The 13,019-nt window shown below is 45.0% G+C and carries 12 protein-coding genes; 2 read left to right on the plus strand and 10 right to left on the minus strand.

The features are described from left to right. Positions 1 to 33: 33 nt before the first annotated feature. The 10 genes from ACR63N_RS10510 to ACR63N_RS10555 all read right to left on the minus strand — a co-directional run bounded on the left by ACR63N_RS10510 (position 34) and on the right by ACR63N_RS10555 (position 11,080). Complete coding sequence (locus tag ACR63N_RS10510; RefSeq protein WP_472781993.1) at positions 34 to 1,344, minus strand: arsenic transporter; 1,311 nt, start codon at positions 1,342 to 1,344, stop codon at positions 34 to 36. Positions 1,345 to 1,387: 43 nt separating this feature from the next. Next, positions 1,388 to 2,146, minus strand: a complete 759-nt coding sequence (arsH, locus tag ACR63N_RS10515; RefSeq protein WP_472781994.1) for an arsenical resistance protein ArsH — start codon at positions 2,144 to 2,146, stop codon at positions 1,388 to 1,390. Then, positions 2,133 to 2,540, minus strand: coding sequence for an arsenate reductase (glutaredoxin) (gene arsC / locus ACR63N_RS10520; RefSeq protein ID WP_472781995.1), 408 nt, complete (start codon positions 2,538 to 2,540; stop codon positions 2,133 to 2,135). The genes arsH and arsC overlap by 14 nt, the downstream gene beginning before the upstream one ends. Positions 2,541 to 2,646: 106 nt before the next feature. After that, positions 2,647 to 3,009: an ArsR/SmtB family transcription factor gene (locus ACR63N_RS10525; RefSeq protein WP_472781996.1), complete on the minus strand. Its 363-nt coding sequence runs from the start codon at positions 3,007 to 3,009 to the stop codon at positions 2,647 to 2,649. A 331-nt stretch (positions 3,010 to 3,340) separates the two neighbouring features. Further along, positions 3,341 to 4,066, minus strand: coding sequence for a DUF3726 domain-containing protein (locus tag ACR63N_RS10530; protein ID WP_367103951.1), 726 nt, complete (start codon positions 4,064 to 4,066; stop codon positions 3,341 to 3,343). Beyond that, positions 4,063 to 5,820 carry a hypothetical protein gene (locus ACR63N_RS10535; protein WP_472781997.1) on the minus strand — a complete coding sequence of 586 codons (1,758 nt, stop codon included), beginning with the start codon at positions 5,818 to 5,820 and terminating at the stop codon, positions 4,063 to 4,065. Before ACR63N_RS10535 ends, ACR63N_RS10530 begins: the two co-directional genes overlap by 4 nt. 79 nt (positions 5,821 to 5,899) lie before the next feature. Further along, positions 5,900 to 7,591 (minus strand): BCCT family transporter, encoded by a 1,692-nt coding sequence (locus tag ACR63N_RS10540; RefSeq protein WP_367103949.1) that lies wholly within the window; start codon positions 7,589 to 7,591, stop codon positions 5,900 to 5,902. A 182-nt stretch (positions 7,592 to 7,773) separates the two neighbouring features. Continuing rightward, positions 7,774 to 8,763 carry a membrane dipeptidase gene (locus tag ACR63N_RS10545; RefSeq protein WP_367106838.1) on the minus strand — a complete coding sequence of 330 codons (990 nt, stop codon included), beginning with the start codon at positions 8,761 to 8,763 and terminating at the stop codon, positions 7,774 to 7,776. 200 nt (positions 8,764 to 8,963) lie between these two features. Then, positions 8,964 to 10,439, minus strand: a complete 1,476-nt coding sequence (locus ACR63N_RS10550) for an aldehyde dehydrogenase family protein (protein ID WP_367109087.1) — start codon at positions 10,437 to 10,439, stop codon at positions 8,964 to 8,966. Positions 10,440 to 10,690: 251 nt separating this feature from the next. Beyond that, positions 10,691 to 11,080: a RidA family protein gene (locus ACR63N_RS10555; RefSeq protein WP_472781998.1), complete on the minus strand. Its 390-nt coding sequence runs from the start codon at positions 11,078 to 11,080 to the stop codon at positions 10,691 to 10,693. 155 nt (positions 11,081 to 11,235) lie between these two features. Here ACR63N_RS10555 and ACR63N_RS10560 point away from each other — a divergent pair, with 155 nt between their 5' ends. After that, positions 11,236 to 12,150 (plus strand): LysR family transcriptional regulator, encoded by a 915-nt coding sequence (locus ACR63N_RS10560; RefSeq protein ID WP_367106837.1) that lies wholly within the window; start codon positions 11,236 to 11,238, stop codon positions 12,148 to 12,150. Between the two features lie 64 nt (positions 12,151 to 12,214). Then, a complete protein-coding gene (locus ACR63N_RS10565; RefSeq protein ID WP_367106836.1) occupies positions 12,215 to 13,003 on the plus strand; it encodes a sulfite exporter TauE/SafE family protein in 789 nt (262 codons plus the stop codon). Positions 13,004 to 13,019: the final 16 nt, after the last annotated feature.

A 13,019-nucleotide genomic window follows, 5' to 3' on the forward strand; every position in this document is an offset into this window, starting at 1 on the left:
GTATCGGTTTTAAAGCGAATCGACTATAGCTTCTCAATAACTCGGTAGCATCGGCAACCAAAATACCAAGGCCAACAGCGTGGCTAGTAACACTGGCGGCGTGATGAGCAGCCCGATTTTCATATATTGCCCCCAGCTTATTTTATAGTCTTTCTCTGCTAAAACATGTAGCCATAACAAGGTTGCAAGGCTACCGATGGGCGTAAACTTTGGCCCCAAATCATTGCCAATCACATTAGCATATATCATCAGCTCACGAGTGGCAGCCGGTACTTGCGCGCTATCGATAGCCAGTGCACCTACTAAGGTAGATGGCATATTATTCATGATAGAAGCCACGATCGCTGAAAGGAATCCAGTCCCTACTGTAGCGATGACATTGCCCTGCTGCCCTAACCAATTCAGTATTTGAGCACCATAAGCCGTCAGTCCTGCATTACCCAAGCCATACACCACCAAATACATACCCACAGAAAACAATACGATTTGCCAAGGCGCGTTACGTACGACATCAGGCACAGAAACAACGGCATCTCGTCCGCCTTGCCACCAGCGGCCTGCAATAGCCATTAATACCAATGCCGCTGCTCCCGTGACGAGGGAAATAGGAATACCTAGTGATTCAGTCGCAAAATAAGCAACAAGTAATAATGCCAATAGCGGAAAAGCCGCTCTAAAAACTAGCGGATCTTCGATAGCGGATGCAGGTGCGCTAAGATTGGCGATGGAATAATGTTTTGGGATTTGGCGCGCATATACCACCCATAGCACTGCTAATGTCGCGATGACAGAAACCATATTTACTGGCACCATGACTGCCGCATAACGTCCAAAGCCAATATCAAAATAATTGGCGCTGACTATATTAACCAGATTAGAAGTCACTAACGGCAGGCTGGCGGTATCAGCAATAAAGCCAGTCGCTATGATAAAAGCCAATGCCGATGGCGGTGAAAACTTAAGCCGTAACAAGATAGCGATGACAATCGGTGTCAGAAGTAATGCTGCGCCATCATTGGCAAAAAACGCGGAGATAAACGCGCCCAATATCACAATCATGGGAAATAACAACCGTCCTTGCCCATTGCCAAGTCTGGCCACATGTAGCGCCGCCCAACCAAAAAATCCCGCTCTATCTAAGATAAGCGAGATGATAATTAGCGCTACAAAGGTAAAGGTCGCATCCCAGACGATGTCCCATACCACAGCGACATCGGATAGCTGTACCACGCCAAAAGCTAAGGCGATTAAAGCCCCACCCAGCGCGCTCCAACCAATACCCAAGCCTTTAGGCTGCCATATCACCAAAACCAAAGTCACGATAAAGATAATTAATGCGAGCATGGAGCAACCTTATTTACAGCGTGTTGATTATAACTAGAAGATATTACAGCGACTTTTGATTGACACGTTGCGACACTGCTTCAGCGCTTTCAACCCGCTCTGAATAGCGATCTGTCAGATAGGCTGAGCGTCCACGAGTGAGCCACGTAAACTTTACCAGCTCTTCACAGACATCAACGAGGCGCAGATATAAGGGCGACTTGTCCATGCGATTATCGTCGTTAAACTCTAAAAAGGCTTTCGGGATAGACGATTGATTCGGGATAGTAATCATACGCATCCAGCGCTCCAGAATGCGCAGCTGATTGACGGTATTAAAGCTTTGACTGCCACCGCTGACTTGCATCACCGCTAAGGTTTTGCCTTGGGTTGGACGTACGCCACCCAGTGCGAGTGGTATCCAATCGATTTGTGCTTTCATAATGCTAGTCATACTACCGTGACGCTCTGGACTCACCCACAGCATACCCTCTGACCACTGCGCCAATTCGCGCAGCTCTTGCACCTTTGGATGATCGATATCAGCATCATCTGGCAGCGGTAGACCCGATGGATTAAACATCCGTACCTCGCAGCCATACCAACGTAATAGACGGCTTGCCTCTTCAGCCGCCAGCCGCGAAAACGAGCGCTCACGTAATGACCCGTATAGCACCAGTATCTTAGGCGGATGACGCGGATCATTTGGCGCAATCAACGACTCAATATCAATCGGTTGTAATTGACTGGCATCAATATTGGGCAAGTCATCTAGATTGGATAAGTCATCGACGTCAGATTGCCCTGTATTAACCTTTACCATGATGTAAAACCTCTCCATCTTCTTTAGTAAAGCTGCTGACTGGGTGGTCTAACAATTCAAACACTCGCTCTGAAGGTCGGCATAACGCTGCGCCTTTATCTGTGACCACGATAGGACGGTTAATTAAGATAGGATGGGCAATCATCGCATCAATAATCTCATCATCAGATAACTCAGGATTATCTAAGCCCAGCTCATCATTGATGGCTTCTTTGCTACGTAGTAACTCTCTTGGCGAGATATTCATCTTTGCCAATAGCGCAACCAACTCATCACGACTCGGCGGGTTTTTCAGATACTCCACTACTTCCGGTTGCTCGCCTGATGCCTTTATAATGGCAAGCGTATTGCGAGAGGTACCGCAGTTTGGATTATGAAAAATGTATGACGTCATAGCAGTCTCACTTATTTTTTGAGTAAGGTTATTAAAAACCTACTTGTTAAGAAAATGTTTATGAATAAATAGGCTGATCAAATCCGTTGTTGGCGTAGCGCTTGCTCTAAAAACTGTCTTGATTGTTAAACTGGGCAGTCTCACATCCGCTCAAACTGTCCATCAGCGAGGCACACAGCTCTGGATGTCCCGCACAGCAGTCTTGCAATAAAAACTGCACGACCGCCTCCATATGCGTAAGCGAGGCACGATAGATTATCTGCCGACTTTGGCGTTTTGACACTACCCACCCTGCTCGTGCCAGCACTAATAAATGCGCGGACATAGTGTTATGTGGTACAGACAGTTGACGGGCTATCTCACCCGCAGGTAAACCCTCGGGCTCTTGGCTGACAAGTAACCTAAAGGCTTTAAGACGAGTATCTTGAGAGAGCGCCGCGAAGCTTGCGATAGCATTTTTTATTTCCATATGTCCAATAATACAGACATATGGAAATAATTCAATAAATAATAAATTAGAAGTGTTGATAAGTGATGACTTAGAGCTTTTAACAGCACAGCACATAGCAAGAAACCCGCTAAAAATAATTTAGCGGGTTTCTACTATCAATAAGCAAGTCAGGCTATCAACTAACAGGCTACAAAATAAATTGGCTTACACTGCCCAACAAGAGCAACCAAAGGCACCGAAGAAGTCTTTAAAATTAGATACTAGCTCTCTAATAATATTATGCTAAGTTTGACCCCCTATGAATGAAGGGATCCAAACATTCAATTTAAAGCATGAAGACCGATCAAACTTATACCCCGCCTGCCCCTTTACTAGAAGCTTCGCTGTTTTCAACCAATATAGCCGCCGCTGTTTTTTTCAGCATCTCCCACTGCTCATCATCGACATAGATGCCTTGTTTCCACGCGCGCTGATGAGTTTCATAGAGCTCATCGGTTGATATTTTATGATTAAAGTGTTGAATCTTCTCCTCAATATCAAAGTTAGAGGTGGAGAGCTCAATGACCATATCATTAGTATTGTAGTTCTCTTGCGCCTTATCAAAAAAGTAAATATCAGGATAGACAAAGCCTTGGTTTAGGGTAAATAAAGTATGCTTAGGTGCTGAGCCATTGTCCCACTTTGCCAGACAAGCGATGTGCTTAGCCGCCAGATTGACCAGCTCACTATAAGCCAGCCAGCGGTTATGACAGTTTTGGAGATAGATTTTGATGTGATCGAGATTACCCATTTCCTCAAGCGCATAATCTATCACAGCAGGGAGATGACAAACTAAGCTGCTGCCCTGCAAATCTAAATGGATAAGTCCTTTTTCTTCATGAACGATATCGATAGGCATATCGCGCTCATATAAGATATAAGGGCTAGCATTATTGAAGTGACGTACGCCGTCAAGTCCAGCCATTTGTAGCTCTGCGACCATAGTAGCGATTAGATCCGCCTCGCCGACTTCACGGTGCATTCCCAAAAAAGCTTTGTAAACCGTGGTGACAATTTCATTGCGTGATACGATCATATCTCCTCCCTGGTGCGGCTCGACAAGCGCGATGGCACTGACTTTAGGGGTAAATCGGCAAGCTCATCTGCTTTTGGCAATAATGGGAACAGCCACTCATCGCTATGCACCTCCGAGAACAGCGGCGCGCCTTGAAACAACGTTACGCGAACCCAGCGATCAGATCTAGGATCAAACTTAGTGGCACCAAACATCGATAACTTGCAGCGCAGTAAACGAATGGGTAGCGTGTCTTTTTGTAGCACATTCATCTGAATATCGCCCATTTTTTTATGACCCAATGTCCAAACACGGCGCGCAATAGAGCGATATTTAGGCTGCTTTAAAATAAATTCTGAGAGTAGCTGATTGGGATTGGCTTGCTTTAGAGCTAAATATAAAGTATTCGCTTGGCGTGCTATGTCCAAAAACAGCTCACGATCATCGCCTGGCTCTTGTCCGCGCACACCCATTCGCGGCTCTTCTTTATCTATGGAGCGATACCAAAACCAATACTTGTTTTCAGGTTGACTAAAATCAATATTGATAGCCCACTGATAACGGGCTTCTAACACCTCGATTAAATCTCTGACCATTTTGCCTTTAGGTAGCGACAACGTCTCATCTGCATTGACCTCTTCTTCAAAGCTATCGACACGCTCAGGATACAGCTCCATCAGACATGAGATAATAACTTCTTGACTCTCAAAGCTTAGATGATTTTGAGCTTGTAGGAAATCTTCCCACCTATCATACTTTTGCAACTTATCATTCAAATTACTTTGTAATGAGCTCAGCTCCTCAACGACAGTCGCATTCAGCTGATCTTGCGGCTCATTAATAGTGACAATTTCAGTAAAATGCTGAATAGCACGTGCTAGCAAGGTTGAAAAATGCTCAACCTTTTTAGGCTCGATAGCACACTCTAAAGTCGCCTGTAGCGCCTTTTCGCGACTAGTTAGCCACTGATCGACGATACACGGATGATTAATCAAATAGGGTGCCATGCCAAGACCTGTCGCATTACCAATTCCTAAATAACGCTTAATCTGTGGATGCAAGGTCACCGCTTTATCGCCGCCGCGCTTTTTGGCTAAATAATCCACCCAGTCGAGGCTGAACTCACGTAATAGATAAACGGCGCACATCTGCGCGCGAAATGACTGCTTAAAATCTTCGCTGTGATCAAGGGGCTTAAAATCATAAATACCAAATTTGCCATTGCCATAAACCGCTGTGGTACGCAAAATATAGCCCACTTGCGCCAGAATATCGAGGTCAGGCTGGCGTCCACTCGCAAGCGCATCAACCGTATGCTCAAAGACCCGTACGCTTTTATTGGCGCGGGCCAGCACCATGACCATATTGGAATTACGCCCCGCTTCTTGCAGCGGCACATTGGCTTTTAAGTTATCAAGTAGCTCTTCCCCAATCTCGCCATACACCAGTCCAAAGGTGACGTCCCACTTTTGCGCAATGACGCGATCGTTACGTTCTTCATCAGCGATCTCATTACAGAACACTACCAAATTATAAACATGTTCAGGGGTTTGCAAACGATAGATCACTTGTCCGAAACCCTCGTCATCCAAATCCCACAGATAGGTATCTAGCGTCCATTTCTCTCTATCGATTTTGCGCAGCAAGGTGCGAACAAAGCTGATGCGCGTCTGATGCATCGCGCCTACTCTTTTGGCATTCATAACCACATCAGGCGAGCGCAGGGACTGTGTTGCGATGTCCATGCATCCATTTTCCATATGAACCTGATTCATAATGTCACCACCTTTGATAATGTGTTGAGCCAGCAACAAATATATAAACTAGTCGCCGACTATATTAATGAACGACTATCTAATCTCTATCTTTAATAAGCTCTTCTCTAGCCAGTTTTTCCTCAGCGATCCGGTAGTCCGTCTCCACACGATTGGGACGATATAGGTCTTGATCACGTGCCATTTGCTGCGCAATTTGTGGTCCATTCCATAAGGACGGCAGAAGAATAAAAGATACTGGTACCGCAGTAATAACAATAAAGGATTGCAGCGCCGACACCCCGCCTGAACCTAAGGAGATAAGGACAATGGCGGTAATCCCCATCATAACGCCCCAAAAGGTACGGATCATCGCATTCGGTTCTCTCTCACCACTAATAACTACACTAATAGTATAAGTCATTGAATCGCCAGTAGTAATAATAAAAACCGTGGTCAAGATCAAAAATAATATCGAAACGATCAATGGGAATGGCAGCTGCTGCGTAATAGCAAGAAGCGCTCCTGGCAGGTTAAAACCTTCAAAAGCGGCGCTGACACTGCCCGGATTTGCAACCTCAAACGCGAGCCCCGAACCGCCAACAACGGTAAACCAAAAACAAGTGACTAATGGTGCAACGATACACACGGTAGTAATTAATTCACGGATAGTACGGCCACGCGAGATACGAGCGATAAAGATCGCCATCATCGGTCCATAACCTAAAAACCAGCCCCAAAAGAACACCGTCCAACCGCCAAGCCAGCCTTCATCACCGCGAAAAGTTGCCATCGGGATAAAGTTTTGTACCATGGTGCCCACGCCTTGGATATAACCATTGACGATAAAGTTGCTCGGCCCCAAGATTAAAATAAACAGCATCAGCGCCACTGCTAATATGACGTTAAAACGGCTTAAGAGCTGCATACCGCGCGCCAGACCACTAATGGCTGAGATGGTATAAAGAACGATGGCAAATATGATGATAATAAGCTGAGTAACAAAGGTATCAGGAATACCAAATAGCTCATTGAGTGCATAGCTGGTCTGCAATCCTAAAAAACCAATAGGTCCAATCGTACCGGCAGCGACGGCGACGATACAGCACGCATCGATAATAGCGCCTGTTTGACCAGTCAACACACGCTCGCCAAACACAGGATATAAAAGCGTACGCGGCTTGAGCGGTAAGCCTTTATCATAATGCAAATGCATCACCACTATAGCGGTCAGACTACCGACAATCGACCACGCCAAAAATCCCCAATGCATAAACGACTGTGCCAAGGCATTAAAAGAGCGTTGTTGCAAATCGGCGGCTTCCCCGTAAACTGGCGGCGCTGAGACAAAGTGCGCGATCGGTTCAGCTGCGGCCCAAAATACCCCGCCACCTGCAAGTAGCGTACAAAAAAGAATCGCCATCCATTTAAAATTATCCATTTCAGGCTTGGGTAGGTTACCTAAGATGACCCTGCCTGTACGACCAGCACCAACAGCTATCGCAATGACAAAAGTCGCTAGTAGTAGTATTTGCCAAAACGGTCCAAAGATATCGGCTGACCAAGTGAAAGCAGTATTAACGATTGCTGCTAGCTGCTCTTCAGCAAAGATCGCCATAATGACAAAGAGCGTAATAAAGCCGCCACTATACCAAAACGCCGGGTTTTTAAGCCCTAAGGTATCCGTATCGGTGTTTTCAGAAGCTGACACTCGAGCTGTATCAGACGCCACACTATTAGCAGCAGCTGAGCGTCCTTGCTCGTCTGGATTAAGTCCTTTTAAATTAGCCATGATTATAGTTCCATATATACGGTATTGTTTGAGGGTGTGTACAAGCAGTCTCGTATCTCATTTATATCAGTACTTTTATATAAGTACTTTTACGTAAGTACTTTTGTCTTTGAAAGGGCTAAACGCTATAAAACCATGCTTGTCTTATAGCGGTTTTGAAGCGAAACTACAAACATCGCTCTTTAGGCTAAAGGCTTCAAGCCTTGCTCTAAAAAGTCAAACCAGTTTTGACCGATAATTTTGCCAGCGTCAGTTTCATTAAAGCCGTGTTTGAGCAAACCGTTATAGATATTCTCCATACCTTTTTCGCCTGCAAACCAAGGTAGGTTATCCGGCCAGCCTGAGTTATTAGCATTGCCTTCGCCATAATCCATCGCTTTTGACCAGCGTCCATTACGCATCCATTCAAGCACTGACTTAGGCTGATTCAGGCATAAATCACTGCCGATGGCTAAGTGCTCCACGCCATATCTATCGGCGCAATTGGCAATCATGGTGCAAAAGTCATTAAGGGTACAGTCGCTACCGTTTGGCAAATGAAAGGGATATAAGCTAAAACCTAATAGCCCGCCCGCTTTAGTTAAGGCACTAATCACGGTGTCCGATTTATTGCGCAGCGCATCATGAGCAGTAGTTGGATTGGCATGGCTAATACATATTGGACGCGTAGATATATTTATCGCTTCCAGCGTTGATTGCTCAGCACTGTGCGACATATCGACAATCATACCGACGCGGTTCATCTCCGCTATCGCTTGCTGACCAAAGCGTGTCACCCCGCTATCTTTGGATTCATAACAGCCCGTTGCCAGCAGACTTTGATTGTTATAAGTCAGCTGCATTATCAAGAGACCCAATCGGCGCATCACGCTGATCAAACCAATCTCATCATCGATAGGCGAGCAGTTTTGCGCGCCAAAGAAGATACCGACTTTGCCCTGCTCTTTGGCGGTTTTGATATCATCTACTGAATAGACGGGTATGATAAGGTCAGGGTTTTGCTCAAAGCGCGCGTGCCATTCCGCGAAGCGGGTCATGGTTTGACGCGCGTCTTCGTGATAAACCAAAGTGGCATGTACCGCGTTGATACCGCTATTTTGTAGCATCTTGAAATAATCCCTATCCCAATTACTGTACTGCAAGCCGTCAATGACGATATGATCTTGGTACATCTTGCTATCCTTTTTATACTTTCTTAATTTTACGAACTGGCTTTTAACTTAAGGTTTGCGTAGGGTGGGTTAGCGATAGCGTAACCCACCTTTATTCAACAATTTGAATTTGAAATGGTGGGTTACGTTTTATCTGCACTCTCTGCGAGAGTTTGAAAAACTAACCCACCCTACGCCTTTATCCTTTATCCCTTCAAAAATTAATACGCTTTTTGATAAGCCGTTTTCACGATGGTATAAAACTCTTTGGCGTACTGACCTTGCTCACGCGGGCCAAAACTCGACTCTTTACGGCCGCCAAATGGCACGTGATAATCAGTGCCCGCCGTCGCCAGATTGACCATGACGCAGCCCGCTTGTACTTGCTCTTTAAACAGCGCGCTGTTGCGTAGGCTTTGGGTAATGATGCCGCCGGTCAAACCAAAACGCGTGTCATTGGTCATTGCAATCGCCTCTTCTAAATCTTTGGCACGCATGACGCAAGCTAGTGGCGCAAACACTTCTTCTTGGTTAATATCCCAGCTGTTTTCGGTCTCAGTAAACAAGGTTGGTGCCATGTAATAACCGTCGTGGGCCATCTCTAGGCGCTCGCCACCATAAGCTAGGTTGGCACCAGACTGTTTGGCTTTTTCAATCCAATCCATGTTTGATGTTAATTGCTTATCATCAACGACCGGGCCCATAAAGATACCGTCATCAAGCGCGTGACCGACCTTTAGAGTTTTCATGCGCTCAACCATAGCCTCGACAAAAGCGTCGTGGACACTGTCCATCACAATCAGGCGTGAGGAGGCGGTACATTTTTGTCCAGAACCGCCAAATGCACCAGCGATTGCAGCATCAACAGCGATTTGCATGTCAGCATCATCAGCGATGACTAGAGCATTTTTACTACCCATCTCAAGCTGGCAGCGTACAAAGTTTGGCGCGGTAGCGGCAGCGACTTTACGACCCGTCGGCACTGAACCTGTAAAGCTGACCGCATCAATCTCTCTTGAGTGGATAAGCGTGTCGCCTACTGAGGAGCCGCCGCCTAATAACAAGTTAAAGGTGCCCTCTGGAAGACCTTGACGATGAATAATTTCCGCTAAGGCAACGGCGCTGGCTGGCGTCAAATTCGCAGGCTTCCAAATGACACTATTGCCAAATGCTAAAGCGGGAGCGATTTTCCATACGGCGGTGGCGGTTGGGAAGTTCCAAGGTGAGATAATAGCGACGACACCGACCGCTTCACGGGTGACTTCGACTTTGACACCCGGACGGACTGATTCCGCAAGATCGCCCATTTGGCGTAGCACTTCAGCGGCGTAATAATGGAAAAATTGTCCCGCGCGATAAATCTCCCCGCGACCCTCAAGAAAGGGTTTGCCTTCCTCAAGAGACAATAGTGTGCCCAGCTCATCACAGCGCGCAATCAGCTCATCGCCAATCGCTTGTAGAATAGACTGCTTTTTCTCAAGTGGCGTCGCTTCCCACTTCGGCTGGGCAAGGCGTGCGGCAGCAATAGCATCTTTGACTTGCTCCGTGCTTGCCTGCGCAAACTCGCCTAAATTTTCGCTAGTATTTGAGGGGTTAATATTATCAACGGTATCGCTGCCCGCTTGCCATTCGCCATTGATATAAAGGGCTTTGGTTGGGTCTTGTTGCAATACTTTTTGAGCAGTTTGTGCTGACATAAAAAATCCTTAGTAAAACGATTAAGAGTTTGATAAATGATCTGACTTATCTAAAATGAAACAAGCATTGATACAGTTTTGTATAGCTGGTATAAATTTTTTTCGCTTGCTGTGTGACTTCGTCACTCCAGAGGCTTCAAAAAATTCATCCCACCTTTACTTGTACTTTAGTAAGATTGACTATGTTCTAATGAAAAATAAAGAATAGTTAGTATTTTAATAAAACTTAGTAGAATAATATTTTTTGAAATTTAAGGCACAGCAGCATAAACGACCAGCTCGACTAGCATCTCTTCACGCGCAAGTCCTGCTATCACCAGTGCTGCTCGGTTTGGATAAGGAGCTTCGAAGTATTCAGCATAAACCTGATTGACCGCCTTTAAATACTCGCGGTCAGTTACATAGATAAGCACTTGTAATACCGCGTCCATGCCAACGCCAGCACTCTCTAACGTGTGCTTAAGGTTATCTAGCGTTTGCCGAGTTTGCGCTTCAATGCCGCCTGCGACCACTTCCCCATTCTTATCAATTGGAATTTGCGCAGTATATAGCGTGCCATTGTTAGTGACTGCCCACTCAAGAGGAGATTTTGAAGCATAAAGAGAGGTTTTAACCGCTTGTTTGGTTGAGTGAGTCGTCATGTCATGTTCCTTAAATAGATTTATAAACGTTTCTGTAGTTAGCATTTATGCTACTTGTTTAAATATGACAAATCTAACTAATTAAATATTAATAATGATAAATTTAACTTATCATGTAGGAGATGTTTTAAATAAGCAGATTTGGATAATTGAAAATGAAACTACAGCAATTACGCCACTTTTTATTAGTCGTCGAAGCAGGCGGTTTTCGGGCAGCGGCAGATCGCGCTCATCGCACGCAAGCGGCGCTATCGGCTTCTATCAAGGAGTTGGAGAAAACACTAGGTCAGCGTTTATTTGAGGCTGGCAATACCGCTACGCTTACGCCTTTTGGCGAGACCTGCCTGCCAAAAATTGAGCAGTTTATGACCATTGTGCAAGCGTTTGAGGAGGATTTAAAATCGGTTGCCGCCGGTGATAAAGGCAAGATAAGAATCGCCAGCGTACCGTCGCTAGTGACTAGATTACTACCAAATGTGCTTATGGCTTATTCAGAGAAATATCCAAACATTGAGATTGTGTTGATAGATGATAATTCAGTTGGTGTGACCAATAGACTACTGGCAGGAGAGGTTGATTTAGCATTAGGTAATTATAATAGTATCAGTCAAACTGATATAGACTTTACCCCTTTGATCTCTGATCCTATTGGCGTGGTTTGTCTAAAAAGCAATGTGCTAAATAAGTCGTCACGCCCGTCAAAAGCCAATAACTCACGTAACAAAAAAGGTTTAAGCTGGCAGCAGCTCATAGATCAACCTTTCATTTATAATGGAACTTGTGTTTTGCTTGAGAACACACCAGCGCAGGCGCTAAACAGGCAAGCGCGTTATACTATCGAAAACATTACCTCACTATTTTCTTTATTACGTAACGATCTTGGTATTACTACTCTGCCTAAACTAGCTTTTCCAGCCAATGAGCCAGAACTAATTTGGATAGAGCTGTTAGAACCGGCTTTAACGCGGCAAATTGGTGTTTTTAAACGGGCCGACAAAACCATCTCGCCTGCCGCCCAAGCTTTTCATGAATTATGCATTGAGTATGTGCAAAACTACTATTTATTATAAAGCTGGTATTGGTTGTCACTTGGCGATTTATTAACTATAAGAAGTCATAAAGTAGGGTGTGATAGTGGCTATTTTTATAGATTTTGATTTTATAGCTCTCTTGCAAGCCATTCCAAATTGGCATTTGGTTGTCTTGTTTATCGCTGGCATGACGGCCTTTATTATCTCTACTATATCGGGCGGCGGCGGTGCGATACTACTGATACCAGGGACTTCTTGGATGCTTGGGGCAGCGGTTGCGGCGCCCATAATTAATTTAGGTACCTTTCTTAGTAATACCTCACGACTTTATCTATTTTGGAATGATATTGACTGGTCACTGACTAAGTATTATGTGCCCAGTGCCATGATAGGAACGTGGTTAGCAGCGTTATTATTTAGCCGTTTAAATGCTGAATGGATTCAGCTATTAGTGGGCGCTTTTTTGGTATCCACCATCTTTCAATACAAGTTTGGCAAAGTCGCCAAAACTTTTGATATGCCAAAAGTAGGCTTTATTCCTTTAGGCTTTGCTATTGCTTTTATGAGCACCTTGGTAGGCGGTCTTGGGCCTATTCTTAACCCTTTTTATATGAATGCTGGACTGCAGAAAGAAAATCTTATCGCCACCAAAACCGCCAATTCTTTTTTTATGGGTATGGTACAAGTCGCCAGCTACAGTTTTTTTAATGTACTCACAGCAAAGCTCTGGGTTTACGGTCTTATATTAGGTCTAGGCGCAGTAGTCGGCAATATCATTGGCAAGCGTTTTTTGGCAGGCATGAGCATTGGTCAGTTTAGAGTGATGCTACTCCTACTTATGGTCATCAGTGGTCTTATAATGATCATAAGAAATATCGAGGTGCTATTTTAATAAACCTTTGATTTGA

This window comes from Psychrobacter sp. M4 (assembly GCF_055699795.1).

Excerpts from the sequence above, each read along its gene's own strand:
- ACR63N_RS10560 (WP_367106837.1), top strand. The coding sequence starts at position 11,236 with ATGAAACTACAGCAATTACGCCACTTTTTATTAGTCGTCGAAGCAGGC.
- ACR63N_RS10545 (WP_367106838.1), bottom strand. The coding sequence starts at position 8,763 with ATGTACCAAGATCATATCGTCATTGACGGCTTGCAGTACAGTAATTGG.
- arsH (WP_472781994.1), bottom strand. The coding sequence starts at position 2,146 with ATGGTAAAGGTTAATACAGGGCAATCTGACGTCGATGACTTATCCAAT.
- ACR63N_RS10550 (WP_367109087.1), bottom strand. The coding sequence starts at position 10,439 with ATGTCAGCACAAACTGCTCAAAAAGTATTGCAACAAGACCCAACCAAA.
- arsC (WP_472781995.1), bottom strand. The coding sequence starts at position 2,540 with ATGACGTCATACATTTTTCATAATCCAAACTGCGGTACCTCTCGCAAT.
- ACR63N_RS10540 (WP_367103949.1), bottom strand. The coding sequence starts at position 7,591 with ATGGCTAATTTAAAAGGACTTAATCCAGACGAGCAAGGACGCTCAGCT.
- ACR63N_RS10535 (WP_472781997.1), bottom strand. The coding sequence starts at position 5,820 with ATGAATCAGGTTCATATGGAAAATGGATGCATGGACATCGCAACACAG.
- ACR63N_RS10525 (WP_472781996.1), bottom strand. The coding sequence starts at position 3,009 with ATGGAAATAAAAAATGCTATCGCAAGCTTCGCGGCGCTCTCTCAAGAT.
- ACR63N_RS10510 (WP_472781993.1), bottom strand. The coding sequence starts at position 1,344 with ATGCTCGCATTAATTATCTTTATCGTGACTTTGGTTTTGGTGATATGG.
- ACR63N_RS10530 (WP_367103951.1), bottom strand. The coding sequence starts at position 4,066 with ATGATCGTATCACGCAATGAAATTGTCACCACGGTTTACAAAGCTTTT.
- ACR63N_RS10555 (WP_472781998.1), bottom strand. The coding sequence starts at position 11,080 with ATGACGACTCACTCAACCAAACAAGCGGTTAAAACCTCTCTTTATGCT.